Source organism: Salipiger sp. CCB-MM3 (assembly GCF_001687105.1).
In the GTDB taxonomy this organism is placed as follows: domain Bacteria; phylum Pseudomonadota; class Alphaproteobacteria; order Rhodobacterales; family Rhodobacteraceae; genus Salipiger.
In genome coordinates this window covers 2113078-2137138 of the sequence record NZ_CP014595.1, presented here as the reverse complement: position 1 = coordinate 2137138, position 24061 = coordinate 2113078, and the positions used below count along the sequence as shown (strand labels likewise).

General features: G+C 66.8%; 25 protein-coding genes and 2 tRNA genes. 12 read left to right on the top strand and 15 right to left on the bottom strand.

Annotated features, from left to right (window positions below; genetic code table 11):
• Positions 1–70: 70 nt before the first annotated feature.
• Positions 71–586 carry a DUF4405 domain-containing protein gene (locus AYJ57_RS10390; RefSeq protein ID WP_066104624.1) on the bottom strand — a complete coding sequence of 172 codons (516 nt, stop codon included), beginning with the start codon at positions 584–586 and terminating at the stop codon, positions 71–73.
• A 195-nt stretch (positions 587–781) separates the two neighbouring features.
• On the opposite strand from AYJ57_RS10390, the gene AYJ57_RS10385 reads away from it, so the two are divergent.
• Positions 782–856 (top strand) — tRNA-Gly (locus AYJ57_RS10385).
• Positions 857–942: 86 nt separating this feature from the next.
• A tRNA-Gly gene (locus AYJ57_RS10380) sits at positions 943–1017 on the top strand.
• 143 nt (positions 1018–1160) lie between these two features.
• On the opposite strand, the gene AYJ57_RS10375 is transcribed toward AYJ57_RS10380, so the two are convergent.
• Positions 1161–1400: an Lrp/AsnC ligand binding domain-containing protein gene (locus AYJ57_RS10375; protein ID WP_066104622.1), complete on the bottom strand. Its 240-nt coding sequence runs from the start codon at positions 1398–1400 to the stop codon at positions 1161–1163.
• Positions 1401–1546: 146 nt separating this feature from the next.
• Here AYJ57_RS10375 and hisB point away from each other — a divergent pair, with 146 nt between their 5' ends.
• The 3 genes from hisB to hisA all read left to right on the top strand — a co-directional run bounded on the left by hisB (position 1547) and on the right by hisA (position 3712).
• The gene (gene hisB, locus AYJ57_RS10370; protein ID WP_066104620.1) at positions 1547–2134 is read left to right on the top strand and encodes an imidazoleglycerol-phosphate dehydratase HisB; all 588 of its coding nucleotides are present in this window, start codon (positions 1547–1549) and stop codon (positions 2132–2134) included.
• A 102-nt stretch (positions 2135–2236) separates the two neighbouring features.
• The gene (gene hisH / locus AYJ57_RS10365; RefSeq protein ID WP_066104617.1) at positions 2237–2872 is read left to right on the top strand and encodes an imidazole glycerol phosphate synthase subunit HisH; all 636 of its coding nucleotides are present in this window, start codon (positions 2237–2239) and stop codon (positions 2870–2872) included.
• Positions 2873–2989: 117 nt separating this feature from the next.
• Complete coding sequence (gene hisA, locus AYJ57_RS10360) at positions 2990–3712, top strand: 1-(5-phosphoribosyl)-5-[(5-phosphoribosylamino)methylideneamino]imidazole-4-carboxamide isomerase (RefSeq protein ID WP_066104613.1); 723 nt, start codon at positions 2990–2992, stop codon at positions 3710–3712.
• A gap of 74 nt (positions 3713–3786) precedes the next feature.
• Here the strand turns inward: hisA and AYJ57_RS10355 are convergent, their stop codons facing one another.
• From AYJ57_RS10355 to AYJ57_RS10335, 5 genes are all read right to left on the bottom strand, one after another.
• The gene (locus AYJ57_RS10355) at positions 3787–4890 is read right to left on the bottom strand and encodes a THUMP domain-containing class I SAM-dependent RNA methyltransferase (protein WP_066104611.1); all 1104 of its coding nucleotides are present in this window, start codon (positions 4888–4890) and stop codon (positions 3787–3789) included.
• Positions 4891–4893: 3 nt separating this feature from the next.
• A complete protein-coding gene (arsC, locus tag AYJ57_RS10350; RefSeq protein ID WP_066104607.1) occupies positions 4894–5232 on the bottom strand; it encodes an arsenate reductase (glutaredoxin) in 339 nt (112 codons plus the stop codon).
• Positions 5229–6287 (bottom strand): quinone-dependent dihydroorotate dehydrogenase, encoded by a 1059-nt coding sequence (locus tag AYJ57_RS10345; protein WP_066106964.1) that lies wholly within the window; start codon positions 6285–6287, stop codon positions 5229–5231. Before AYJ57_RS10345 ends, arsC begins: the two co-directional genes overlap by 4 nt.
• Complete coding sequence (locus tag AYJ57_RS10340; protein WP_066104604.1) at positions 6287–6628, bottom strand: DUF952 domain-containing protein; 342 nt, start codon at positions 6626–6628, stop codon at positions 6287–6289. Before AYJ57_RS10340 ends, AYJ57_RS10345 begins: the two co-directional genes overlap by 1 nt.
• A 68-nt stretch (positions 6629–6696) precedes the next feature.
• Complete coding sequence (locus AYJ57_RS10335) at positions 6697–6924, bottom strand: hypothetical protein (protein WP_066104601.1); 228 nt, start codon at positions 6922–6924, stop codon at positions 6697–6699.
• Positions 6925–7035: 111 nt separating this feature from the next.
• Between AYJ57_RS10335 and AYJ57_RS10330 the strand changes: the two genes are divergently transcribed.
• From AYJ57_RS10330 to AYJ57_RS10315, 4 genes are all read left to right on the top strand, one after another.
• Complete coding sequence (locus AYJ57_RS10330) at positions 7036–7608, top strand: TetR/AcrR family transcriptional regulator (RefSeq protein ID WP_066104598.1); 573 nt, start codon at positions 7036–7038, stop codon at positions 7606–7608.
• Between the two features lie 79 nt (positions 7609–7687).
• A complete protein-coding gene (locus tag AYJ57_RS10325; RefSeq protein WP_066104596.1) occupies positions 7688–9247 on the top strand; it encodes a bifunctional metallophosphatase/5'-nucleotidase in 1560 nt (519 codons plus the stop codon).
• Between the two features lie 131 nt (positions 9248–9378).
• Positions 9379–10137 carry an imidazole glycerol phosphate synthase subunit HisF gene (gene hisF / locus AYJ57_RS10320; protein WP_066104593.1) on the top strand — a complete coding sequence of 253 codons (759 nt, stop codon included), beginning with the start codon at positions 9379–9381 and terminating at the stop codon, positions 10135–10137.
• A gap of 10 nt (positions 10138–10147) precedes the next feature.
• Positions 10148–10462 carry a phosphoribosyl-ATP diphosphatase gene (locus AYJ57_RS10315; RefSeq protein ID WP_066106961.1) on the top strand — a complete coding sequence of 105 codons (315 nt, stop codon included), beginning with the start codon at positions 10148–10150 and terminating at the stop codon, positions 10460–10462.
• 183 nt (positions 10463–10645) lie between these two features.
• Here AYJ57_RS10315 and AYJ57_RS10310 read toward each other — a convergent pair whose 3' ends face one another.
• The 3 genes from AYJ57_RS10310 to AYJ57_RS10300 form a co-directional block, all read right to left on the bottom strand.
• The gene (locus tag AYJ57_RS10310; RefSeq protein WP_066104591.1) at positions 10646–11098 is read right to left on the bottom strand and encodes a CoA-binding protein; all 453 of its coding nucleotides are present in this window, start codon (positions 11096–11098) and stop codon (positions 10646–10648) included.
• Positions 11099–11323: 225 nt separating this feature from the next.
• Positions 11324–13615 carry a xanthine dehydrogenase family protein molybdopterin-binding subunit gene (locus AYJ57_RS10305; RefSeq protein WP_066104588.1) on the bottom strand — a complete coding sequence of 764 codons (2292 nt, stop codon included), beginning with the start codon at positions 13613–13615 and terminating at the stop codon, positions 11324–11326.
• 81 nt (positions 13616–13696) lie between these two features.
• Positions 13697–14824, bottom strand: coding sequence for an alanine racemase (locus tag AYJ57_RS10300; protein WP_066104586.1), 1128 nt, complete (start codon positions 14822–14824; stop codon positions 13697–13699).
• 88 nt (positions 14825–14912) lie between these two features.
• Here AYJ57_RS10300 and AYJ57_RS10295 point away from each other — a divergent pair, with 88 nt between their 5' ends.
• Complete coding sequence (locus AYJ57_RS10295; RefSeq protein WP_066106958.1) at positions 14913–15371, top strand: Lrp/AsnC family transcriptional regulator; 459 nt, start codon at positions 14913–14915, stop codon at positions 15369–15371.
• Positions 15372–15400: 29 nt separating this feature from the next.
• Here the strand turns inward: AYJ57_RS10295 and AYJ57_RS10290 are convergent, their stop codons facing one another.
• Complete coding sequence (locus AYJ57_RS10290) at positions 15401–17590, bottom strand: primosomal protein N' (RefSeq protein ID WP_066104583.1); 2190 nt, start codon at positions 17588–17590, stop codon at positions 15401–15403.
• A gap of 107 nt (positions 17591–17697) precedes the next feature.
• On the opposite strand from AYJ57_RS10290, the gene fsa reads away from it, so the two are divergent.
• Positions 17698–18351, top strand: a complete 654-nt coding sequence (gene fsa, locus AYJ57_RS10285) for a fructose-6-phosphate aldolase (RefSeq protein WP_066104580.1) — start codon at positions 17698–17700, stop codon at positions 18349–18351.
• Positions 18352–18721: 370 nt separating this feature from the next.
• On the opposite strand, the gene AYJ57_RS10280 is transcribed toward fsa, so the two are convergent.
• Both AYJ57_RS10280 and parA read right to left on the bottom strand, forming a co-directional pair.
• The gene (locus tag AYJ57_RS10280; protein ID WP_335740003.1) at positions 18722–19582 is read right to left on the bottom strand and encodes a DUF6206 family protein; all 861 of its coding nucleotides are present in this window, start codon (positions 19580–19582) and stop codon (positions 18722–18724) included.
• Positions 19583–19612: 30 nt separating this feature from the next.
• Positions 19613–20254 (bottom strand): ParA family partition ATPase, encoded by a 642-nt coding sequence (parA, locus tag AYJ57_RS10275; RefSeq protein WP_066104578.1) that lies wholly within the window; start codon positions 20252–20254, stop codon positions 19613–19615.
• 197 nt (positions 20255–20451) lie between these two features.
• Between parA and AYJ57_RS10270 the strand changes: the two genes are divergently transcribed.
• On the top strand, positions 20452–21120 hold the full coding sequence (locus AYJ57_RS10270; protein WP_066104575.1) for a hypothetical protein: 669 nt from the start codon (positions 20452–20454) through the stop codon (positions 21118–21120).
• Between the two features lie 43 nt (positions 21121–21163).
• Here AYJ57_RS10270 and AYJ57_RS10265 read toward each other — a convergent pair whose 3' ends face one another.
• Together AYJ57_RS10265 and AYJ57_RS10260 are read right to left on the bottom strand one after the other, a co-directional pair.
• Positions 21164–23452 carry a glycosyl hydrolase family 28-related protein gene (locus AYJ57_RS10265; RefSeq protein ID WP_066104573.1) on the bottom strand — a complete coding sequence of 763 codons (2289 nt, stop codon included), beginning with the start codon at positions 23450–23452 and terminating at the stop codon, positions 21164–21166.
• A 132-nt stretch (positions 23453–23584) separates the two neighbouring features.
• The gene (locus AYJ57_RS10260) at positions 23585–23986 is read right to left on the bottom strand and encodes a DUF4864 domain-containing protein (RefSeq protein WP_066104570.1); all 402 of its coding nucleotides are present in this window, start codon (positions 23984–23986) and stop codon (positions 23585–23587) included.
• Between the last annotated feature and the right edge of the window lie 75 nt (positions 23987–24061).

Below are 24061 nucleotides of genomic sequence, written 5' to 3'. Positions count from 1 at the left end.
AAAAGAAGGCCCGGGGTGCATTGCTCCGGGCCTTCTTCTCTTTTCAAATACGCATGTCGCAACCGACGGCTCAGCGCTCCGCCCCGATCAGCGCGGCAAGGATCTCGCCGTCACTCCGCCCCGAGGCGCGGGCGATCGAGGCAAGGCTCTCCTCCTGCCCGCCGACCGCAAACCCCGCCTCCGTCAGCGTGGCACCGAGGTCGGCCGCAGGCACGTCGATCAGCGCCGCCACTTCGGCCACGCTGCCTTCGAGCACCAGCCCGGCAGCGGCGAACTGCGGCGGACGCCCGCCGCCTGGCGCACCGTCCGCACCCGACAGCGACGGCACCACGAAGGCCAAAGCCATCACCAGCGACGCCACCATCGCCAGCCCGAAGGCAGGCTTGCGCATATAGGCGGTCATCGGGCGCCAGTTCTTCCACAGGTGCAGGGCGAAGGGCAGGATCAGCACCATGCTCAGCCATTCGTGCATGCCGTGAAACCAGCCCATGTTCCAATGAAAGAACAGCGCGATTCCCGAAATGAGCGAGACGAGGAAAAGACCGGTGATGAGCGGTGTGGCGTAGCGTTGGATGACGGGTTTCATGCGGCGGATGCTCCGATGCTGGCGTTCGAAAGGCCGCGCCCTCCCCCGCGCGCCCACATCCGATACGCGCCGCCGCGAAGTTTCCGTCGCGTTTTGCTGAGCTTTTTTGCTGTCCGGGAAATTTCCGGCAAAAACCTGAATTTTCCTCTTGCGGAGGTCTGCGGGAAACTCTAAATCGCCCACACCAACAAGGAAGCGGGCGTAGCTCAGGGGTAGAGCATTACCTTGCCAAGGTAAGGGTCGGGCGTTCGAATCGCCTCGCCCGCTCCAGTTGGACCTCCGGCAGCAGCCGGGCCGGTGAAAGGCCGGATCGACAGACGGGCAGAGGCCTGAAAGTCGCACATGATGAATGGTTTGCGGGCGTAGCTCAGGGGTAGAGCATTACCTTGCCAAGGTAAGGGTCGGGCGTTCGAATCGCCTCGCCCGCTCCATTCACCACTTTACTTCCAGACGAAGTTTCCAGACTGATCGACCTACAGGCGGCAGTATTGTGATGCCTGAATCTGTGCTGCGCGCTTTGCTCAAGCCCCTTGCCACGCGCGGACGGGCGACCCGAAGGCCGCCCTGCGGCGGCTCAGAACGCTTTGAAGGTCAGCGTCGTCAGCGAGCGCTCGATTCCCGGCACATCCAGCAGATTCTCGTTGATGAAATGCCCCACGTCGGCACCCTCGGGGATGTAGAGCTTGAGCAGCAGGTCCCAGTCGCCCGACGTCGAATAGAGCTCGGAATGAATCTCGCGAAGCGCGATCTGATCGGCCACCTGATAGGTGGTGCCGGGCTTGCAGCGGATCTGCACGAAGACGCAGGTGGTCATGGTCGGGGCCTTTCGTTGATATGCGGGCAAGCTGTCACACCGCCCCCGCCGCCGCAAGCGTGCCCGCGGCGTCCGTAACGCGCGGGGCTTGGCGCGCGCCCTGCCCCGCCCTATAAGCCCCTGCGAGACATCGAGGAGTATGGTCCATGCGCAAGGCCGAGGTAAGCCGCAGCACCGCCGAAACGAAGATCGAGGTCGCGCTCGATCTCGACGGCACCGGCAGCTACGACATGAAGACCGGCGTGGGGTTCTTCGACCACATGCTGGACCAACTGGCACGCCATTCGCTGATCGACATGGTGGTGCGTGCCGAGGGTGATCTGCACATCGACGATCACCACACCGTCGAGGACACCGGCATCGCCATCGGGCAGGCGCTTGCCAAGGCGCTCGGCGACAAGCGCGGCATCCGCCGCTATGGCTCTTGCCTGCTGCCGATGGACGATGCGCTGGTGCGCGCGGCGCTCGACCTCTCGGCCCGTCCCTTCCTGGTGTGGAAGGTCGAGCTGCCCACCGAAAAGATCGGCAGTTTCGACACCGAACTGGTGCGCGAGTTCTTTCAGGCGCTGGCGACCCATGGCGGCATCACACTGCACGTCGAGGCCATCGATGGGGTGAACTCGCACCATATCGTCGAGGCGGCGTTCAAGGCGGTGGCCCGCGCCCTGCGCGAAGCGGTCGAGCCGGACCCGCGCAAGGGCGACGCGATCCCTTCGACCAAGGGCGCGCTCTGAATTTTTCGCGGGTCAGCGAGGGGCCAGCCCCTCGCGCTCCCCGGAGTATTTGCGGAAAGATGAAAGGGGCCGGGACTGCACCGGCCCGGAAAGGTGAGCCACATGCTGACGGCGATCATCGACTACGAGAGCGGCAACCTGCATTCGGCCGAAAAGGCCTTTCAGCGCATGGCGAATGAGCTGGACGCCGGCACCGTGGTGGTGACCGACGATCCCGAAGTGGTGGCCCGCGCCGACCGGCTGGTGCTGCCCGGCGACGGGGCCTTCCCCGCCTGCGCCAAGGCGCTGCGCCACTCGGGCTGTTTCGACGCCATGGTCGAGGCGGTGACCCAGAAGGGTCGGCCCTTCCTTGGCATCTGCGTCGGCATGCAGCTGATGGCGCGGATCGGCTATGAATATGAAGAGACCCCCGGCCTTGGTTGGGTCGACGGCGAGGTCGAGAAGATCCTGCCCGAGGACCCGGCGCTGAAAGTGCCGCATATGGGCTGGAACGAGCTGGTCATCGACCACGAGCACCCGGTTCTGCACGGCGTGCAGAGCGGCGATCACGCCTATTTCGTGCATTCCTACCAGATGCGCATGCTGACCCCCGAGCACCGCATCGCCCATGTGGACTACGGCAGCACGGTGACCGCGGTCGTCGGAACCGGCACCATGCTGGGCTTTCAGTTCCACCCCGAGAAGAGCGCCGAGACCGGGCTGCGGATGATCGGCAACTTCCTGACCTGGGCGCCCTGATCCTTGGTGCTGGCGCGGGCTGCCTTTGCGGCAGCGCGCGGATTGCAAAGCGCGCCCCGGCGCGGCTATAGGGTGCCCGACACCGATCCCGTCACTGACCTTTTGCGGAGCCGCGCCATGATCCTCTACCCCGCCATCGACCTCAAGGACGGCAAGGCCGTGCGCCTGCTGCGCGGCGATATGGAGAAGGCCACGGTCTTCAACGACGATCCCGCCGCGCAGGCGATGGAGTTCGTCGAGGCGGGCTGTGACTGGCTGCACCTCGTCGACCTCAACGGCGCCTTCGCCGGCGAGCCGGTGAACGCGGCGGCGGTCGAGGCGATCCTCGAGCGCACCAAAGTGCCCGCACAGCTGGGCGGAGGCATCCGCGACATGGCGACCATCGAGCGCTGGCTCGACAAGGGGCTTGCGCGCGTCATCCTCGGCACCGTGGCGGTGGAGAACCCCGCGCTGGTGCGCGAGGCGGCAAAGGCCTTCCCCGGCAAGATCGCCGTGGGCATCGACGCCCGCGACGGCCGGGTGGCCACCAAGGGCTGGGCCGAGGTCACCGATGTGGACGCGGTGGATCTGGCGCGCAGCTTCGAGGACGACGGCGTGGCGGCGATCATCTACACCGACATCAACCGCGATGGCGCCATGCAGGGGCCGAACATCGATTACACCGCCGCCATGGCGCGCGCCGTGTCGATCCCGGTGATCGCCTCCGGCGGCGTGTCGTCGCTGGCCGACCTCATCGCCCTGCGCGACTGCGGTGCGGAGCTCAACGGCGCGATCTCGGGACGGGCGCTTTACGATGGGGCCATCGACCTGAAGGACGCGCTGGCCGCCCTAAAGGGCTGAGCCCATCGCCGGAGCCAAGCAAAAGGGCCGCCCGATTGGGGCGGCCCTTTGTGCATTCCGGCGGGCGTTAGTAGTTAAAGCGGCTCCGTGCGGTAGAGCTTCACCTTCAGGCTGCCGTGGGCCACAGGTGCCCCCGTCGGCAGGAAGCGCAGGCCCGTGGCCTTGGCCAGACCCGGCTCGGTGGTGATGATCCCCACGCGCCAACCGCCGAACTTCTCTTTCAGCACCGTGCCCAGCGAGGCGTGCAGCGCGTGCAGCGGGCCCTTCTCGCCAATCCGCGCGCCATAGGGCGGGTTCACCATAACAAGCCCCGGCGGCCCTTCGGGACGCTCCAGCTCGCTCACCGGGCGGCAATCGAAGCGCGTCCATTCCGTCACCCCGGCACGCTCGGCATTGGCGGTCGCCGAGCGGATCGCCCCCGCGTCGCGGTCGGATCCATAGTAGAGCGCGGAGGGCATGCGCAGCGGACCCTGCCGCTTCATCCCCTTGAGGTCCGCCGGCGCAAAGACCGCCAGACGCTCGAAATCAAAGGCCCGCGCCCGGCCCGGCAGCAGACCGGCGGCGATCTCGGCCCCCTCGATGGGGAAGGTGCCCGAGCCGCACATCGGATCGAGCACCGGCTCGACGCCATCGTAGCCGCAGGCGCGCATGAAGAGCGAAGCCAGCGTCTCGCGCATGGGCGCCTTGCTCACCGCCTGTTTGAGCCCGCGCCGGTGCAGCGGCTGGCCGGAGGTGTCGACGGAGAAGGAGACGAGGTTGTTCTCGATCCGCGCGAGGATGCGCACGCCATCCTCGGCCACGGGCGCGCCCAGTTCTTCGGTGATCGCCCGCTCGATGCGCTGCTTGGCGGCGCCCGCGTGGTAGATCTTGGACTTACGGCTCAGCGCCTCGACCTTCACCGGCACATCGGCGCGCAGGATGTCGCCCCATGGGAACTTGCGGGCCCGCTTGTCGAGTTGCGCCAGATGCAACGCCGGAAAGCCGCCGATCCGCGCCAGCACCCGCGCCGCGCCGCGCAGTTCCAGATTGGCGCGCGCCACCTCGGGCCAGCCGCCCTGAAACGACACGCCTCCCTGCTCGGGCTTCAGCGGGCCGAAGCCAAGCGCCTTGGCCTCCTGCACCAGAACCGGCTCCAGCCCCGGCGCGCAGGCGAGGAAAATCTCGAAGGTGTTTTCCATGGCTCAGAGCAGATCCAGCACGCGCTCGGGCGGACGGCCGATCACCGCGCGTTCGCCCTCGAAGGCGACCGGGCGTTCGATCAGCTTGGGCGTCTCGGCCATAGCGCGCAGCAGCGTCTCATCGTCGCTGTCCTTGCTCAGCCCCGCCGCCTTGAACTCGGCTTCCTTGGTGCGCATCATCGCGATCACCGGTACGCCAAGCGCGGCCTGCGCCGCCTTCAGCTCATCATAGCTCGGCGCGTCTTCGAGGTAGCGGCGGACCTGCGGCGCGGCGCCCTTGTCCTGCAGCAGCGCCAGCGCCTCGCGCGACTTGCTGCAGCGGGGATTGTGCCAGAGGATCATGTCCAGTCTCCGCGCCCGGTGCCCACCGCTTCCTCGACCGAGGCAAAGCCGTCGCGCGCCAGCAGCGCATCGAGACCCTCGGCGAGGTCCTGCACCAGCGACAGCCCGCCGTAAACCAGCGCGGTGTAAAGCTGCACCGCAGACGCCCCGGCGCGGATCTTCTGATACGCCTGCTCGGCAGAGCCGATGCCGCCGACACCAATGAGCGGCAGCTGGCCCTCGGTCAGCTGCGACAGATGCGCCAGAACGCGGGTGGATTTCTCGAACAAGGGCTGACCCGACATGCCGCCCGCCTCGGAGGCATGGCTCGAGCGTAGCCCCTCGCGCGAGAGCGTGGTGTTGGTGGCGATCACCGCGTCGACCTTGGAGGCCATGGCCACCTCGGCCACGTCCTTGAGCCCCTGCTCGTCGAGGTCGGGCGCGATCTTGAGGAACACCGGAATGCGGTCATCGAGGTTCGCCCGAGCCTCCATGACGCCGCCGAGCAGCGCTGCCAGAGCGTCCTTGCCCTGCAGGTCGCGCAGCCGCTCGGTGTTGGGCGAGCTGACGTTGACGGTGGCGAAATCGAGATGCTCGCCGCAGCGCGCCAGCACCTTGGCGAAATCCGCCGCGCGGTCGTCGCTGTCTTTATTGGCACCGAGGTTGAGCCCCAGCACCATGTCGCGCGGGCGATGCACCAGCCGCCCGGCGGCGGCCTCCATGCCCTCGTTGTTGAAGCCGAAGCGGTTGATCGCCGCCTGATCCTCGGTCAGCCGGAACAGCCGCGGCTTGGGGTTGCCCGGCTGGGCGCGGGGGGTGATCGCACCCACCTCGACAAAGCCGAAGCCCGCGCGCGACAGGCCCGAAAGCGCCTCGGCGTTCTTGTCGAACCCGGCGGCAAGCCCGATCGGGTTGGGCAGCCGCAGCCCCGCCACCTCGCAGCGCAGCCGGTCCGAGGTGATCAGACCGGGCGCCGGTGCCAGACCCATCTTCAGGGCAAGCACCGCGGCCCGATGCGCCTGCTCGGGGTCAAGCTTGTGGAACAGCGGCAGACCTGCCTTCTCGAGAAATCGCATCATGCCAGATCATCCGGAAACACATGCGCCCCAGAGCTGCCCACCGGCAGCGGACGCGCCCATTTGAGCCCCGCCATCGGCAAGGCGGCGTAGAGATGCGGGAACAGCGCGCCACCGCGCGACGGCTCCCAGCGCAGCTGGTCACCCAGATCCTCCGTCTCGTAGCAGAGCAGATGCAGCCCCTCGACGCCAGAAAAATGCTTCGAGGCGGTTTCGCGCACCTGCTCGGAGGTCGAGAAGTGAATGTAGCCATCGGCCACGTCGATGGGCGCCCCGGCGGTCTCGCCCTGCGCCTGCAGCGCCGCCCATTCGTCGGCCCGGAGGATTTTGTAAATCAGCATGGGCTCCAGATGCCGTGGAACCCTGCGCCGGTCAATCCCCGCCTACCGAAAGGCAGGCGCAAGACGGCTCAGAGCCAGCGCCCGCAGTGCCGCTGGATGCGTGGGATGATCACCCAGACCATCGAGAAAACCATGATCGGGACAAACAGCAGGTTGCGCTGCCAGACCTGCCACTCGGCTGTGATGGGACCAATCAGATAGAGCAGCAGCGTGACAAGCGGATAGACCGCAATAAACACGAAGATGGCGAACCGCAGACGGGACGGGGTCCGCGGCGTGGCTGTCGTGGCAGTCATGGGAGGACTCCATTTATCGGAACGATACGTTCCGTTCCATAATATCTGGTGTGCGCGCCTGTAAAGGGCTATGCGATTAGAACCCGCCCTTTTCGCAGCAAAGCCCATCCGATGACCGAAAAACGAGCCTCCATCGGCGCCCGCCGCAACCCTGACACGGAAACCGCCGTGCTCGACGCCGCCGCAGAGGTGCTGGCCGAAAAGGGCATCTCGGGTCTCAGCATGGAGGCGGTGGCCAAGCGCGCGCGGGCTGGCAAGGCAACGCTCTATCGCTGGTGGCCGACGCGGGGCGCGCTGCTGCTGGCGGTCTACCGGCGCATGAAGTTCGACGATCACTACCCCGACACCGGCGCGCTCGAGAGCGACATCGCCGGGGTGCTCGCCTTGGTCCTCGGCCATTGGCGCGGCGGCACGGCGCAGGTCTTCCGTTCGATCATCGCCGCCGCGCAGGCCGAGCCGGACGTCAACGCCGCTCTCACCGAGTTTCGTCTCGAGCGGCGCGATGCGCTGGTGGGCGTCATCCACCGCGCCGAGGCGCGCGGCGAGCTTGCCCCCGACCTCGCCCCCGAAGCACTGGCCGACGCGGTGATCGCCATGCTCTGGCTGAAGCTCCTGTCGGGAGAAACCGATGCCGATCCCGCCGAACTTGCCCGGGTTCTGACCCACGGCTGGACGCAAGGCTGACTTTTCCCTCAACGTGTTTTGACAGGCCGCAGAAGGCGTTGCAGGATCAAAAGATAATAACACGACAGAGAGGATTCCCATGTCGCTTCGTCTTCTGACCGGCGCCGCCGCGCTGGCGCTGACCGCTGGAACTGCCAGCGCCGACTATTCCATCACCATCCTGCACACGAACGACTTCCACGCGCGCTTCGAGCCGATCAGCAAGTATGATTCCACCTGCGGCGAAGAAGACAACACCGAGGGCAAATGCTTTGGCGGCTCGGCCCGCCTGCAGACCGCCATCACCGAAGCCAAGGATCGCGCCGGGAACTACCTGCTGGTGGACGGCGGCGACCAATTTCAGGGCACGCTCTTTTACACCTACTACAAGGGCAAGCTCGCCGCCGAGATGATGAACCAAATGGGCTATGACGCGATGACCGTGGGCAACCACGAGTTCGACGACGGCCCCGAGGTGCTGCGCGGCTTTGTCGATTCGGTCGACTTCCCGGTGCTGATGTCCAACGCCGATCTCACCGGCGAAGATCTGCTGAAAGGTGAGATCCAGAAATCCGTGGTCATCGAGAAGGACGGCGAGAAGATCGGCCTCATCGGCCTGACCCCGGTGGACACCAAGGAACTGTCCTCGCCGGGCAAGAACGTCGTCTTCACCGATCCGGTGGATGCGGTACAGGGCGAGGTCGACAAGCTGACCGCCGAGGGCGTGAACAAGATCGTGGTGCTGTCGCACTCGGGCTATCACACCGATCTGCGCGTCGCCGAAGAGACCACCGGCGTCGACATCATCGTCGGCGGCCACTCGAACACGCTGCTTGGCGACATGGACGGTGCCGAAGGCCCCTACCCCACCATGGTCAAGGACACGGCGATCCTCTCGGCCTATGCCTACGGCAAGTTCCTCGGCGAGTTGAACGCGACCTTCGACGATGAGGGCAACCTTGTCGAAGCCTCCGGCCAGCCGCTGATCATGGATGCCAGCGTGACCGAGGACGAGGCCACCAAGTCGCGCATCACCGACGCGGCCAAGCCGCTCGACGAGATCCGCAACAAGGTGATCGGCGAGTCGACCGCCGAGATCAATGGCAGCCGCGACATGTGCCGCGCCGAGGAATGCCCGATGGGCAATCTCGTCGCCGACGCCATGCTCGATCGCGTGAAGGATCAGGGCATCGACATCGCCATCACCAACGGCGGCGGGCTGCGCGCCTCGATCGACGCGGGCGAGGTGACCATGGGCGAAGTGCTGACCGTGCTGCCGTTCCAGAACACCCTCTCGACCTTTGAGGTCACCGGCGCGGTGATCAAGGAGGCGCTGGAAAACGGCGTCAGCCAGATCGAAGAAGGCGGCGGGCGCTTCCCGCAGGTCTCGGGCATGAGCTTCACCGTCGATCCCTCGGCCGAGGCTGGCAGCCGCGTCTCCGACGTGATGGTCGGCGAAGCCGCGCTGGACGAAAGCGTCACCTACGGCGTGGTGTCCAACAACTTCGTGCGCAACGGCGGGGATGGCTACTCCATGTTCACCACCGCCGAGAACGCCTATGACTTCGGCCCCGACCTCGCCGATGTCACGGCCGAATTCGTCGCCGCGCACAGCCCCTACGAGCCCTTCACCGAGGGCCGGATCACCGTGAAAGAGTGACCCCCGACTGAGGCACAAACGCCGAAGGGCGCGCCAAGCGGCGCGCCCTTCTTGCTTTCAGGCAGGCCCGCATGCGCGCCGCAGTGCAACATCCCCTTCCCCCCGCGGAAATTCCGCACTATCACAGCGCCATGTTGAAGACCCGCATCATCCCCTGCCTCGACGTGGCCGATGGCCGCGTGGTCAAAGGCGTCAACTTCGTCGACCTGCGCGATGCCGGCGACCCGGTGGACGCCGCCCGCGCCTATGACGCCGCTGGCGCCGACGAGATCTGCTTTCTCGACATCCACGCCACCCATGAAAACCGCGGCACCATGTTCGACGTGGTCACCCGCACCGCCGAGCAATGCTTCATCCCGCTCACCGTGGGCGGCGGCGTGCGCACGGTCGGCGACGTCCGGGCGCTGCTGCTGGCCGGGGCCGACAAGGTCTCGTTCAATTCCGCCGCAGTGGCCAATCCCGACGTGGTGGCCGAGGCCGCGGATCACTTCGGCAGCCAATGCATCGTCTGCGCCATCGATGCCAAAACCGTAGCGCCCGGCCGCTGGGAGATTTTCACTCATGGCGGCCGCCGCCCCACCGGCATCGACGCAGTGGAGTTCGCCATCACCATGGCGCGCAAGGGCGCAGGAGAGATCCTGCTCACCTCGATGGACCGCGACGGCACCAAGGCAGGGTTCAATCTGCCGCTGACCCGCGCCATCGCCGACGCGGTGCCAATCCCGGTGATCGCTTCGGGCGGCGTCGGCACGCTCGACCATCTGGTCGAGGGCGTGACCGAGGGCCATGCCTCAGCGGTGCTTGCCGCCTCGATCTTCCATTTCGGCACCTACACCATCGCCGAGGCCAAGGCGCATATGGCGCAGGCCGGCATCCCCGTGAGGCTCTGACATGTCGCAGATGACGCTGGAAAAGCTCGAACAGGTGGTCGCCGACCGCGCCTCCGCCTCGCCCGACGAAAGCTGGACCGCCAAGCTGCTCGCCAAGGGCCCGGAGAAATGCGCCGAGAAATTCGGTGAAGAAGCCATCGAGGCGATCATCGAAGCGGTGAAGGGCGATCGCGAGAAGCTAACCTCCGAGGCCGCCGACGTGCTGTTCCACTTCCTCGTGATGCTGCGCGCCCGCGAGCTGCCGCTGTCAGAGGTCATGGCCGAGCTCGAGCGCCGTCAGGGCCGCTCGGGCATCGCCGAGAAGGCCGCGCGGCCCAAGGGCTGAGACCGCCCACCAAGGGGGCGTTGCCCCCTCGCCGCTGCGCGGCTCACCCCCGGCGTATTTTCAAAGAGAAGAAGCCAAAAGAAGAAGCACACGGGCCGGGACCCTACGGCCTTCGTCTAGACGCAAATATCCCGGGGGAGTCCGCATCGCGGACGGGGGCAGAGCCCCCTCCCCTAGCGCTCCTCAGCCACCGACTGCGTCGGCGAGCGGCATGGACGCGCCAATCAAGCGCTCGTATTCGATCTTCGTGCAGCGGTTTTGGATCACGTCGATCCCCTTCGCCTCGGCCTTGGCGGCCGCTTCGGCGTGTTCGACGCCGAGCTGCATCCAGATCGTCCGCAGCTGCGGCAGATGCGACAGCGCCGCGCCGACCACCGAGGGCACCGCATCGTGACGGCGGAAGATGTCGACCATATCCACCGGCGCGTCGATCTCTGAGAGACCAGCACGGACGTCCTCGCCGAACAGCGTCTGCCCCACATGGCCGGGATTGACCGGGATGATCCGATACCCCCGCTGATGCAGGAAGCGCGAGACGTAGTGGCTCGGGCGCATGAGATTGGTCGAAACACCGACCACGGCGATCACCCGCGTGCGGGTGAGGACATCTTTGAGAAATGCGTCGGAATAGCTCATGTGAACAGCCTGTCACAGCGCCGGGGGAAGCGAAACTGGGAAAAGAAAAAGCGTCCGGGAGAAACCCGGACGCCAGTTACGGAACGAGGGACAGTGAAGGGGCTGCGGAAGTTCCGGTTCCGCGCCTCTGCATCAGAGATAGGCAAAAATGCCACGAATGTAAGACCCCTCGCGCTTACGTGATGAAAAAATCTTGACCTTCCCATCTTCACGTGCTGGCGGACCTCATTCTGCTGCCATGGCAGCGCCGTTCAGCATCTGCCAAACGCGGTGCGGCGTGAACGGCATATCCGCCTGACGAATCCCCCGCTCCCACAGCGCGTCCTGCACGGCGTTCGACACGGCGGCCATGGAGCCCACGGTCCCCGCCTCGCCGCAGCCCTTCATGCCCATCGGGTTGCCGGTGGAGGGCACGGGCTCGACATCGAAGGCGATCCACGGCGCATCCTTGGCGCGCGGCATGGCGTAATCCATGAAGGTCGCGGTCAGCAGCTGGCCATCTTCGTCATAGACGGTGTGTTCGGTGAGCGCCTGACCCAGCCCCTGCACCACCCCGCCATGCACCTGCCCCTCGGCCAGCATCGGGTTGATGAGATTGCCGAAATCATCGACCACCGTGTATTTCACCACCCGCGTCACGCCGGTTTCGGGGTCGATCTCGACCTCGCAGAAATGCGCCCCATTGGGGTAGGAGCGGGCGTCGATGGCGGTGCGCGCGGACCAGCTCAGCAGATCCTCGCGGCCCTTTTCGCGGGCCAGCGCGGCAGCCTCGAGCATGGTCGGGTGCAGGTTCGAGCCCTCGGCGCGGAACTGCTCGTCATCAAAGCGCACGTCGTCGGGATCGACGCCCATCTCGCCGGCAAGGAACTCGCCAAAGCCCGCGATCATGTCGCGCACCGCGGTCAGCGTCACCGTCGCCTGCGTGGTCACCGAGCGCGAGCCCCCGGTGCCGCCGCCGCGCGGGATGCGGTCGCTGTCGCCCTGCACGAAGCCGATCTTCTCGACCGGGATGCCGGTCTGATCCGCAAGGAACTTGGCGAACACCGTCTCATGCCCCTGCCCGTTCGACTGGGTGCCGACGTAGATGGTCGCGCCGCCGTCCTCGGTGAACTCCACCTTCACGTCCTCTGCGGGATCGCCGAGGATGCTTTCGATGTAATAGCACAGGCCCAGCCCGCGCAGCTTGCCCTGCGCCTCCGAAGCCGCCTTGCGCGCGGGATATCCGGCGATATCGGCATCCGCCTCGGCATGGGCCAGCACGCGGGAGAAATCGCCCACGTCGTAATTCTCGCCGGTGACGGTCTTATAGGGAAACTCCTGCACGAAGTTGATGCGGCGCAGCTCCATCGGATCGACGCCGAGCTCGCGCGCGGCACGGTCCATCACCCGCTCAAGCGTGTAGATCGCCTCGGGGCGGCCCGCGCCGCGATAGGCGTCGACCTGCGTGGTGTTGGTGTAGAAGCCCTCGACCCGCATATAGGCCGCCTTGATGTCATAGGTGCCGGTCAGCACCTTGGCATAGAGCGCGGTCTGGATCGCCTGCCCGAAGTTCGAATTGTACGCGCCAAGGTTGCAGCGGGTGTGGTTGCGGTAGCCAAGGATGCGGTTGTCTTCGTCAAAGGCAAGCTCCGCCAGCGTCACCAGATCGCGGCCCGCATGATCCGAAAGCATCGCCTCGGTGCGGTCGGACATCCAGCGCACCGGCTTGCCCAACTGCTTCGCCGCGTAGGCGATGGCGAAATACTCGGGATAGCCCGGAGCCTTCATGCCGAAACCGCCGCCGACATCGGGGTTGGTCACGCGAATCTGCTCGACCGGCAGGTCGAAGGCCTGCGCCAGTTCCGACTTCAGCCCCCAGACGCCCTGCCCGTTGAAGGCCACATGCAGCTTCTCGCCGTCCCATTCGGCATAGGCGCCGCGCGGCTCCATGGCGTTGACGATGACGCGGTTGTCGCCGACCTCGAGACTGACCACTTTGGCGGCCTTGGCAAAGGCCTCGTCGGTTTCGGCCTCATTGCCCAGACCATAGTCAAAAGCGCGGTTGTCCGGCGCCTCGGGGTGGATCGGATCGCCGCCCGCCTCCAGCGCCATATGCACCGGCAGGTCCTCGAAATCGAACAGGATCGCCTCGGCGGCGTCCTTCGCCTCGATCATCGTCTCGGCCACGATCAGCGCCACCGGCTCGCCCACATGGCGCACGTGGTCCTTGGCCAGCACCGGGCGCATCGGGTCGGCGGCCTTGCTGCCGTCGCGGTTGCTGATCACCGTGCCGCCCATCGAGATGTCCATGCCGGAGGCCAGCAGATCCTCCACCGTCGCCACCAGATGCACGCCCGGCATCTCGCGGGCGTCGGTCACGTCAAGCTCGGTGATCTTCGCATGCGCCACCGGCGAGCGCAGGACAAAGGCATGGAGCGCGCCCTCGGGTGCAATGTCATCCACATAGCGACCGTGCCCGGTGAGAAAGCGCACATCCTCGGTGCGCTTGAACGACTGGCTCTTGCCGAATTTTTCCATCTGGCTGGTCCTCCCGCGATGCGTCTTCGCGGGCGACTGTAGAGGGCATGTCGGCAGAGTCCAGCGCCCGGGACTGTGATCTCAGGACTGTTTTTCGATTTCCACGACTCTGCGTACACCATAGCCGTTGAAGCCGGTGACAAGCGCGCGCGAATAGGCCCCCATGCCCTCGAAGAGCAGGTAATCCCCCTCCGCCAAGTCACCGGGCAGCGGCAGCAATTCCGGTAGCCGGTCGATGCTGTCGCAGGTCGGACCAAAGACGATGCGCCGCCGCAAAGCGCCGCAAAGCGCACCGCCCGCAGCAGCCACCGGGCGCACCCGGCTCATCGGTGCGATGTCGCGCCATTCCGCCAGCCCGCCGTAAACGCCATCGTTGAGAAAGACCGCCTCCTCGTCCACGCCCTTCACCCGCAGCGCCAGCGTGAGCGCCTCGGCGGCCAGCGCGCGGCCCGGCTCGCAGACCAGCTGCGGCGCGGTGTCGAACGCGCCTTCGGTGACCTCGCGGATGGTGTCGAAGATCGCCTGCAGATCGGGGCGGTCGGTGTCGCGGTGCGCCGGAAAGCCGCCACCCACGTTGAGCCGGTGCAGCACCACATTGGCCGAGCGCGCCACCGCGGCGGCCTCGGCGATGTAGCGCGCCCATGGCTCGGGCGAGGCGCATTGCGTGCCGGGATGGAAGGTGAGCGAGGGGGTGAAGCCCAGTTCGGCCACACGCCGGAGCAGCGCCGCCGCCTGATCGGGCGTGGCGCCGAACTTGGCCCCGAAGTCATAGGCCGCGCCCGCCACCGGCAGCTTCAGGCGCACGGCGATCTCGGTGCCCGCGGGCAGGCTGCGCAGCTTCTCAAGCTCGCTGGCGCGGTCGACGGACCACGACACGCAGCCCGCCTCGACGCCCACCGTGATCTCTGCCGCCGAGCGGACCGGGTTGTGATAATGCAGCGCCGCGCCGGGCGCATGGGCGCGCACCAGCGCCATTTCGGCGGGCGAGGCGACGTCGAAGGCGGTGATCCCTGCGCCGTGCAGCGCGCGGATCATCTCGGGCGCGGGGTTGGCCTTCACTGCGTAAGTCACCAGCCCCGGAAACCCCGCCCGAAACTCTCGCGCCACTTCGGCCAGCCGCTCCGGGTGAAAGAAAAACACCGGCGCGTCGGGCGCATTGGCCGCGAGCCAGCTTTCCGGCGTCGGCGATAGACTGGGGTCGATCCGCATGTGTCACTGCCTCCTGCTGCGTTTTCTTTAAGCATGGCGCAGAAAACGCTCGGATCCGCGTGGCAGATGGAACAGAATGTCAGGCATCATGCCGCAGATTGACGACAGAACCGGACAGATCGACGAAACCGACCGTCAGCTCATCGCCCTGCTCGAGGCCGATGCCCGGCTGCCGGTGGCCGATCTTGCGCGTCGGCTGGGGCTGGCGCGCACCACGGTGCAGGCGCGGATCGACCGGCTGCTCTCGCGCGGGATCATCGCCGGCTTCACCCTGCGCCGCGGCGCCGCGCTGAAGGCGCCGATCCGCGCCACGGTGCTGGTCTGTATCGAGCCGCGCAGCCAGCCCGAGGTGCTCGCCCGGCTGCGCCAGATGCCAGCGGTCGAGGCGGCGCATACCACTTCGGGCCGGGTCGATCTGCTGGTGCAGGTGAGCGCGCGCAGCACCGAAGAGCTGGACGCCACGCTCGACAAGATCGCCGAGGCGCGCGGGGTGAAAAGCTCCGAGAGCCTGATCCACCTGAGCACGAAACTGAACCGCGCGGGGTAGAGGCGCGCGCGCCTGCCGTATCGCTGCCGTCAGAAAAAGCTCTGCGGGTCGATGTCGATCGCCATGCGCAGCTCGCCCTTGAGCCGGAACTGCCCGGCCCATTCCGCCAGCGCCGCCTGCAACGCCACTCCCTTCGGAGCCTTCACCAGCAGCCGCACCCGGTGCCGCCCGCGCACCCGCGCGATGGGCGCAGGCGCAGGCCCGTAAATCTGCGCACCGATCCGCCGCAGCGGGCCGTCCTGCCGCGCCATGGCGTTGCCCAGATCGAACACGTCCTGCACCTCGGTCGACGACAGGATCACCCCCGCGAGGCGGCCATAGGGCGGCATCCCGGCGGCGCGGCGCTCATCGGCTTCGGCCTTCCAAAAGCCCTCTTCGTCGCCCGAAAGGATCGCCCGGATCACCGGGTGCTCGGGCTGGAAGGTCTGCAAAAGCGCCGTGCCCGGCTTCTCGGCCCGGCCCGCGCGCCCGGCCACCTGCCGCATCAGCTGAAAGGTGCGCTCGGCGGCGCGCAGGTCCGAACCCTGCAGCCCCAGATCGGCGTCGATCACCCCCACGAGGGTCAGGTTCGGAAAGTTGTGCCCCTTGGCCACCAGCTGCGTGCCGATGACGATGTCGGCCCCGCCCATGGCGATCTTCTCGATCTCCGCCTTCAGCTGCCGCGCCGAGCCGAAGAGGTCCGACGAGAGCACCGCCAACCGCGCGTCGGGAAAGACCTCCGCCGCCTCCTCGGCCAGCCGCTCGACCCCCGGCCCGACCGCCGCCAGCTTGCCCTCGACCTCGCAGGAAGGGCACTTTTCCGGCTTCGGCGTGCTCTCGCCACACTGGTGGCAGATCAGCCGCTGCTGGAAGCGGTGCTCGACCATGCGCGCGTCGCAATGCGGGCAGGCGATCTGGTGACCGCAGGCGCGGCAGATGGTGACCGGCGCGTAGCCGCGCCGGTTGAGGAACAGCAAAGACTGCTCGCCCTGCGCGATCCGCCGCTTCACCGCCGCCTGCAACGAGGGCGAGATCCAGCGGCTGCCCGGCAGGTCCTCGCCGCGCATGTCGAGCGCGCGCATCTCCGGCATCACCGCCGGGCCGAAGCGCGAGACCAGATCGAGCCGCTGGTACTTGCCTGCGTCGGCATTGGCCCAGCTCTCGAGCGAGGGCGTCGCCGAGGCCAGCACCACCCGCCCCGCGCAGATCGAAGCGCGCAGCACCGCCATGTCGCGGGCGTTGTAGAGCACACCCTCCTCCTGCTTGTAGGAGGTGTCGTGCTCCTCATCGACGACCGTCAGGCCAAGATCGCGGAACGGCAGGAACAGCGCCGAACGCGCCCCCACCACCAGCTGCGCGCCGCCCTCGGCCACCTGCCGCCAGACCCGCCGACGCTCGGTCACCGTGACCCCAGAGTGCCACTCGGCGGGCCGCGCCCCGAAGCGCGCCTCGACCCGGGTCAGGAATTCCGAGGTCAGCGCGATCTCGGGCAGCAGCACCAGCGCCTGCCGGCCCTTGCGCAGCGCTTCGGCAACCGCCTCGAGGTAGACCTCGGTCTTGCCCGAGCCGGTCACCCCCTTCAGCAGCACCGTACCGTACTTGCCCGAGCGCACCCCGGCGCGCAGCTCCTCGGCGGCCTTGGCCTGATCCTCGGTCAACGCCTTGCCGCCATAGTTCGGATCGAGCCGGGCAAAGGCGGTATCGCGCGGCGCCTCCTCCTCACGCACGGCCCCGAGCTTTGCCAGCCCCTTGACCACCGAAGAGGTCACCCCGGCGGCATCGGCCAGTTCCTTCAGCGTCAGCGACAGGCCGCCCATCTCGTCGAGCACCTCCAGCACCCGGCGCCGCGCATCGGTGAGCCGCTCGGGCACGCTGTCACCGCGGCGGTAGATCTTGCGCATCGAGGGCGCCTCGCCCAGCCCCGGCGCGCGGGTGGCAAGCCGCAGCATCGCGGTGCGCGGCGTCAACGTGTAATCCGCGGATCGCTCAAGGAATTCCCGCAGTTCCGCGCGCATCGGCGCCGCTTCGAGCACCCGCGACGCGCCGCGCACCTTGGCGGGATCGAAGCCGCCCTGCCCCGGCCCCCAGACCACGCCGAACACCTTGCGCGGCCCCAGCGGCACCTCGACAAACGCCCCCTGCGCACAGCCACCCGCGGGCGCCTTATAGTCCAGCAGCCGATCCAGCGGTTGCGTGGTCAGCACCGAGATCAGCGTGCCTTCGTCAAAGTAATCATCCATTGAGGGCAGGTCCGTTAGCGCTATTTTCTAGGGGGTTCCCGCCCCTCATCTCATGAGGTAAGACAGGCGCGACCGAATGCCAAGCCAAGCCTGGAGGGCTTACCCAGATGAAATTCTTTGTCGATACCGCCGATGTCGATGCCATCCGCGAGCTGCACGAGCTCGGCATGGTGGACGGCGTCACCACCAACCCCTCGCTGATCGCCAAATCCGGCCGTGACATCCTCGAGGTCACCAAGGAAATCTGCGAGATGGTGCCGGGCCCCGTCTCCGCCGAGGTGGTCGCGCTCGAGGCCGAGGCGATGATCGAAGAAGGCCGCAAGCTGGCCGAGATCGCCCCCAATATCGCGGTGAAAGTGCCGCTGACCTGGGATGGCCTCAAGGCCTGCAAAGTGCTCTCGGAAGAGGGCAACATGGTCAATGTGACGCTCTGCTTCTCGGCCAATCAGGCGCTGCTCGCCGCCAAGGCTGGCGCGACCTTCATCTCGCCCTTCATCGGTCGCCTCGACGATCTGAACCTCGACGGGCTGCAGCTGATCGCCGACATCCGCCAGATCTACGACAACTACGGCTATGAGACGCAGGTGCTGGCCGCCTCGATCCGCTCGGCCAACCACATGTCGGATTGCGCCAAGATCGGCGCCGACGTCTGCACCGCGCCGCCCGCCGTGATCAAGGCGATGGCCAACCACGTGCTGACCGACAAGGGCCTCGCCGCTTTCGTCGCCGATGCCGAAAAGGCTGGCATCAAGATCGTCTGATCGCCTCCTCCCATCCGGGACACCAAAGGTCCGCCTCTGCAGGAGGCGGGCCTTTTTCTTTAGCATTTCCGAAACCTATGGACCCGCCCCGGCTGCGCGCCCCGCCGCTAAGTTCCGCCGTGCGTATTTTCAAAGAGAAGAAGCAAGGGGAGCGCGCGGGTCCACCCCGCGATCCGGCACCCCGGGAAAGCAACAAGGCCGCGGGACCGCGAGGCTTCTCCTCTTGCGGTCATCGGCTCGCCAGCCTGTACCGCACAGCCACATCTATGCGATCAGGGTTAACGGCAGATTACCCTCAAACCCCTGCGCGGCGCCTGCCGCTTCTTCTCTTCTCAAATACGCACATCCGGCGACCGAGCCAGGGCTGCGCTCAGAGATTGGGCTCGCCCTGCAGCCCCAGCAGCTTGCGGAACCCGGTCCAATAGCCCGGCAGCCGCGGCGGCTGCGAAAGCCCTTCCAGAGCCTCCTCGGCAAAGCGCGGCATGGCGCGCGGAGCGAAGTCGCGGCCCCAGTCGAGATAGGCGCCCGCATGCTCGGGGCGCAGGCGGCAGGCGGAGCCGACGAGGCCGACGAGCGTCTCGGGGGCCGAATACCATTCGTCCTGAATGCCGGTGACCTTCGCCTTGAGGAAGGGACCGACCCAGCGCATCAGGCGCTTTTCCGAGAACAGCAGCAGAAGCTCGCCCATCTCGTCGCGGCTGTAGCCGATCAGCGGCGGGAAAGTGTCGTAAAAGATCGCCTGACCGTCCAGCACCGCGAAGTTGCGAATCGACGGGTGGAAGCCCACCCGCCCTTCAAGCTGATCGGCGTTGTTCCAGAACTGCGCGATGACCTGACCCGCGGCCTCCATCATCGCCAGCGTCGAGGCCAGATCCTCGCGTTGCATGCGCGGGCGCATCAGCGCGCTTTCGGGCAGCGCCTCTTGGAGGATCACCGGAATGCGGCCCTGCTCGGTTTCCATCAGCAGAAACTCGGTCTGCGGCAGCGGCACGCCGGTCTGCTGGAGCGCCGCGACATAGGCGTCATGCGCCTGCGCCAGCCGCTCCAGCTTCGCGCCGTCGGGCAGCCCGCGATAGACCTTGATCACCTTGTCGGCAAACGGGCCGTCGGCGGGCCGGAAGGGCGCGCAGAAATACCCGAGCCGCGAGATCGGCTGGCCCTGCCCCTCTTGGTGTCGGCGGATCGTCTCGGCAAGCGCGGCGTGGTCTGTGGTATCGGTCATCTCGGTCATGGGCGGGCATGTCTCCTGTTGCGGCACGCTTTACCCGTTTGCCAGCGCCTCCGCCACCTCTGCCGTCAGCGCGGCGACCTCGGCGCGGGCCGGGGTCTTGCGCCCTTCGGCGGCGCTTTGCCCCCGCCCGAAGGCCTCGGCATAGGCCACCCGGTTGGCCAGTTGCGCGGCGGCGATGCGCACGTCCATAGCGCCCACCGCCTCGGAGATCTCGCCCGAAAGCCGGGTGCCGGGGCGGGTGCGGTTGAGCACCACCATCGCCTCGCGGTTCTCGCGGCGGGCCAGATCGAGCACACCCTCGGTGGCCCAGAGGTCGAGATGGCTCATCGAGACCGGCACCACCACAAGATCGGCGGCACGCAGCGCCGGGCGCAGATCGCTGTCGGCCTTGGGCGGCGTGTCGACGATCACCACGTCGTGGCTGCCCGACAGCTTGCGGCACTCGTAGGTGACCCCCCAGGCCGAGGAGGTGGCGAACTCCAGCGCGCCGAGCGCCTCGGGATCGCGTTCCAGACGGGTCATGAACCAGCGCCCGAGGCTACCCTGCGGGTCGATGTCCACCAGCGCCACGGATTTGCCCTGCGCAAGAAATCCGATCGCCAGATTGGCCGAGAGCGTGGTCTTGCCCGAGCCCCCCTTCTGCTGTGCGACGGTGATCACCGATCCGGTCATGGCTGCCCCTCCCCGCCCCTCTGTAGGGCTGTTTTGCACTTGCAGCATATCCGATCGCGGCACTCCGTCCAGTGTCCAGATGACGTGTGGTCGCCAAGAGATCGCCATGGGATCGCCGAGCGCTCGCCGAGGGTCCTGCGCCATATTCACCCCACGTTAACCACGTCCGGAGCAGGCTTTCCGCAAGGGAGGCGCTTATGCGGAGGTTGGCACGGCTCGGTGTGCTTTGCGGGCTGCTCTGGCTCTGCGCCGGGCCGCTGCAGGCGGGGGCTTGGCTGCAAGAGCGCGGCGCGGGTTTCGCCAGTTCGACCACGCGGCTCACATGGCCGCAGAGCTACGGGCTTCAGGGGTGGCAACTGCCCAGCGGGCGGTACGACACACTCTATGTCGAATATGGGCTGAGCCCGCGGGTGACGATTGGTGCCGATCTTGGGCGGGCGATCTCGGGCGCGGGCAAATCGCTGCTGTTCCTGCGCCTGCCGCTGATCGGCGCGGGCCCGATGCGGCTGAGCGCGGAACTGGGGGCGGGACGGATCGAAGGCCATCAGGCGCTGCGCCCCGGGCTGTCGCTGGGGCTCAGCCACGCGCGCGGCTGGCTCAATGCCGACATACTGGCGGAGCTGCGCGGCGCGGCGGGCACCGACGTGAAGATGGACCTGACGCTTGGGCTCAACCTGCCGCAGCGGCGCAAGGCGATCCTGCAGGTGCAGACCGGAGTGCAGCGCGGCGATCCCGGTTTCGTGCGGCTGGCCCCATCGGTGGTGCTGCCGCTGCGCGAGCGGCTGCAGGCCGAGATCGGTGCCAGCTGGGGGCTGGTCGGAGACACCAGCGCGGGGCTTCTGCTTGGCCTCTGGACGCAGTTCTGAAACGGCGCCTTTTGGCGCCGGTCCGATCCGCCGATGCGCAGGGTCACGTATCCATGCGCACCAGCAACGTTAGATCGCCCAGCACCGGCTCGGGCCAGATCACATGCACGTCGGACGCCCCGCTGCCCTGCTCCGCCGAGGTATAGGGCGTGACAAAGGCGGTGACATTCGCGCCATTGCGCGGCCGCGAGGTGAGCACGAGGCTTTGCACCTGCCGCGCCCGCCCGCCGAAGGGAAGCTTGTTGCCGGTTGCAACCACCCATGTCGCGGCATGGGTGTTCTGGTCATGGGTCACCTGCAGCGGGTTCTCGGTCTGCAGGTCGATATTGTGGAAGGTGTTCTCCTGCATGAACACCCGGCGCATCGCGCCCAATTCGAGCCCGGCAAAGGAGGTGTCGACCCGCTCGACCCGGGTGATCGTGCCGCCCACCGCGCGGAAGAGATTGCCCGAGACGTTCATGCCGTTGACCATATGGCCGCTGCCATAGGGCTTCACCACGATGAAGGAGAACCAGTCGGCGACATTCGAGCACAGCATGACATTGCCGGTGATCGACAGGCCCGCAAAGCCGAAACCGCCCGAGAAATCCGGCTCGGGCTCGCGCTCGTTGGTCCATTCGACAAAGCAATTGTCGATGTAATTGCCAAAGATCGTGGTGCTGCAGGCACGCAGGCACAGCACAATCCCCGCCGAGCGAATGCCGCTGCCGGTCTCGTCGCCCTGAAAGAAATGGTTGCCCGAGATCACCGCCTGCGCGCCCGAGATCACCGCGAAATGGCGGAACTGCGAGGCGCGGTTGTTGCGGATCTTCACATCGTTGGCGTTGGTGTTGATCGCCACCGACTGGCGGCTCTGCGTGGCGAGCCCACCCTCGGCGCTGATGAACTGATTGTGGTCCACCAAAAGCCCCTGACAGCCCTCGCCAATCGAGGTGATGCCGCGATGACCGGGACGGTTGAACACGCAGTTGCGGATCACGTTCACCGTGCCGAGCGGCGGCAGCATCAGCCCGCTGGCCAGTTCCGAGCATTGGAACTCCACGTCCTCGACCTCGAACTTCTCGAGCTTGGTGAACCCCGAGAAATCCAGCATGTAGCGAAAGCGGGTGAAGGTGTAGCTCTGCGTGCCCACCGCATCCGACAGCGGCTGCGAGAGGGTAATCTCCTGCGCGCCGACGTTCTTCGACTTCACGTAGATCTCGCGCCCCACCCCGGCCCCGGTGACAAGGCTGCCGACCTCGATATTGGCGATATTGGCCACATTGGTCAGGCGCCACTGGTTCGAGGCGGAATAGGTGGCGGTGCTGGTGACGCTGGTCGCCCCCCAGCCGCCGCTGTCCTCGGCCCGCAGCTGGCCGTTGCGCAGCACCCGGCGCTGCGAATAGGTGTCGCGGTTCGGCACGGCGGCCTGCACATCCAGCGGGCCGTTCATCGAGACACGGCGCCCCCCCATGTCAAAGCTCTCGTGGTCGGCGTTGTTGAGCAGCGACTGTAGCCCCTTGGCCAAGGCAATCTCTTCGTCGCCGCCGAAAGCATCGGAATAGGCGGGCAGGTTGAAATCCTTGGTCAGCGACAGGATCGCCGAGGCTGGCATGCTCAGCTGTCCCTCGAAGCGCACGTGGTGTTCCAAAGTGACCGAATTGGCGAGGCGATAGGTCCCCGAGGGCACCATGATCAGCCGCCCATCCGCCGCCGCGTCGGCGGCCTCGAAGGCGGCGCTGTCGTCTGTGCTGCCGTCGCCAAGCGCGCCATAGTCGCGCACATCGACGCTCGCCAGCATCTGCCGCAGAAAGACCTCGGTGATATCCTCGATCTGCAGATCGTCGATGCGCACCACCCCGCCGTTCAGCCCCGTCAGGTCGAGCCCGAAATGCCCGTAGCTCGGCCCGGTGCCCCAGATCAGATCGACGCCCGCGCGCGACCCGGCCCCCACGATGGCGGAGACCTCGACCACCTCGCCATAGCTGCTCAGCGCCACCGCATCCCCCTGCATCGGCACGCCGCTCACCGCCACATCGTTGCCGGTGCCAGCCCAGCCCGCGATGCGCACCGACGGCAGATTGCCCGAGATCGCCTTCACCCGCGCCGTCACCCGCAGGTAGACGCCGGGCAGGATCGGCGTCTGCCCCATGTAGCGCAGCTTTTGCGTGGTGTCGGTCTTCTGCAATTCCAGACAGCCGCCGAAATCCGTATCCGCCGGAACATAGGCCGCCGCAACAGACGAGGCGTAGGTGTCCGACCCCGGTCGCCCGTCGCCGCGCGACCACACATCCAGCCCTTCGGAAAATGGCGTGGGGGTCAGCACCACCCCGTCGGTCACCGCAATGTTCATGCCCTGCTTCCTCTGCTCTGATCGCCTCACGGGCCGCGCAGACCCAATGGGCAAAGAGCTAGAGAAGCCAGGTTAACGGCGCCCAGTGACACCGCGCGCCGGACCGCTGCCGCGGGCAACGGCAAGTGGCGCTCAGACCGAGGCTTCGGGCAGGTCCAAAAGGCGCACACCGGCGATCCGCCAGCGTCCGTCGATCTGCTCCATCAGGTATTCCAGAGCATGGGCGCGGCCCGCCGTGTCGGTGACATAAACGTTCTGCGCCAGATAGTTGCCACGCTCGTCAAGTCCGCCAAAACGGATCTCGCCGGGATGCCAGACCATCGGATAACCCTCGCGCACCATCCGCGAGAAATTCTCCGGCGTGCCAAAGAGACCCTGAATGCCGGGGCTGGCAAAGGTAAAGGCGGTCTCCGCATCCTCGGCCAGAAAGGCCTCCATCTGGCTGCGGATGGTGCCGGCGATCTCGTCTTCCTGCGCCAGTGCCGGGCCCGTCAGAGCCCCGGCCAGCAGGAATGCGGCAAGACATTTGCGCATGAAAAAACCTCCCTGAATGCTCAGGGAGGTAGTCTTTGCTTACGTGGGGTCAAACCTGCAGGTCAGGCCCAATGG

Bases quoted from the DNA above. Each gene is read 5' to 3' on its own strand.
- AYJ57_RS10390 (WP_066104624.1), bottom strand. From the start codon at position 586: ATGAAACCCGTCATCCAACGCTACGCCACACCGCTCATCACCGGTCTT.
- AYJ57_RS10375 (WP_066104622.1), bottom strand. From the start codon at position 1,400: ATGACCACCTGCGTCTTCGTGCAGATCCGCTGCAAGCCCGGCACCACC.
- hisB (WP_066104620.1), top strand. From the start codon at position 1,547: ATGCGCAAGGCCGAGGTAAGCCGCAGCACCGCCGAAACGAAGATCGAG.
- hisH (WP_066104617.1), top strand. From the start codon at position 2,237: ATGCTGACGGCGATCATCGACTACGAGAGCGGCAACCTGCATTCGGCC.
- hisA (WP_066104613.1), top strand. From the start codon at position 2,990: ATGATCCTCTACCCCGCCATCGACCTCAAGGACGGCAAGGCCGTGCGC.
- AYJ57_RS10355 (WP_066104611.1), bottom strand. From the start codon at position 4,890: ATGGAAAACACCTTCGAGATTTTCCTCGCCTGCGCGCCGGGGCTGGAG.
- arsC (WP_066104607.1), bottom strand. From the start codon at position 5,232: ATGATCCTCTGGCACAATCCCCGCTGCAGCAAGTCGCGCGAGGCGCTG.
- AYJ57_RS10345 (WP_066106964.1), bottom strand. From the start codon at position 6,287: ATGCGATTTCTCGAGAAGGCAGGTCTGCCGCTGTTCCACAAGCTTGAC.
- AYJ57_RS10340 (WP_066104604.1), bottom strand. From the start codon at position 6,628: ATGCTGATTTACAAAATCCTCCGGGCCGACGAATGGGCGGCGCTGCAG.
- AYJ57_RS10335 (WP_066104601.1), bottom strand. From the start codon at position 6,924: ATGACTGCCACGACAGCCACGCCGCGGACCCCGTCCCGTCTGCGGTTC.
- AYJ57_RS10330 (WP_066104598.1), top strand. From the start codon at position 7,036: ATGACCGAAAAACGAGCCTCCATCGGCGCCCGCCGCAACCCTGACACG.
- AYJ57_RS10325 (WP_066104596.1), top strand. From the start codon at position 7,688: ATGTCGCTTCGTCTTCTGACCGGCGCCGCCGCGCTGGCGCTGACCGCT.
- hisF (WP_066104593.1), top strand. From the start codon at position 9,379: ATGTTGAAGACCCGCATCATCCCCTGCCTCGACGTGGCCGATGGCCGC.
- AYJ57_RS10315 (WP_066106961.1), top strand. From the start codon at position 10,148: ATGACGCTGGAAAAGCTCGAACAGGTGGTCGCCGACCGCGCCTCCGCC.
- AYJ57_RS10310 (WP_066104591.1), bottom strand. From the start codon at position 11,098: ATGAGCTATTCCGACGCATTTCTCAAAGATGTCCTCACCCGCACGCGG.
- AYJ57_RS10305 (WP_066104588.1), bottom strand. From the start codon at position 13,615: ATGGAAAAATTCGGCAAGAGCCAGTCGTTCAAGCGCACCGAGGATGTG.
- AYJ57_RS10300 (WP_066104586.1), bottom strand. From the start codon at position 14,824: ATGCGGATCGACCCCAGTCTATCGCCGACGCCGGAAAGCTGGCTCGCG.
- AYJ57_RS10295 (WP_066106958.1), top strand. From the start codon at position 14,913: ATGCCGCAGATTGACGACAGAACCGGACAGATCGACGAAACCGACCGT.
- AYJ57_RS10290 (WP_066104583.1), bottom strand. From the start codon at position 17,590: ATGGATGATTACTTTGACGAAGGCACGCTGATCTCGGTGCTGACCACG.
- fsa (WP_066104580.1), top strand. From the start codon at position 17,698: ATGAAATTCTTTGTCGATACCGCCGATGTCGATGCCATCCGCGAGCTG.
- AYJ57_RS10280 (WP_335740003.1), bottom strand. From the start codon at position 19,582: ATGACCGAGATGACCGATACCACAGACCACGCCGCGCTTGCCGAGACG.
- parA (WP_066104578.1), bottom strand. From the start codon at position 20,254: ATGACCGGATCGGTGATCACCGTCGCACAGCAGAAGGGGGGCTCGGGC.
- AYJ57_RS10270 (WP_066104575.1), top strand. From the start codon at position 20,452: ATGCGGAGGTTGGCACGGCTCGGTGTGCTTTGCGGGCTGCTCTGGCTC.
- AYJ57_RS10265 (WP_066104573.1), bottom strand. From the start codon at position 23,452: ATGAACATTGCGGTGACCGACGGGGTGGTGCTGACCCCCACGCCATTT.
- AYJ57_RS10260 (WP_066104570.1), bottom strand. From the start codon at position 23,986: ATGCGCAAATGTCTTGCCGCATTCCTGCTGGCCGGGGCTCTGACGGGC.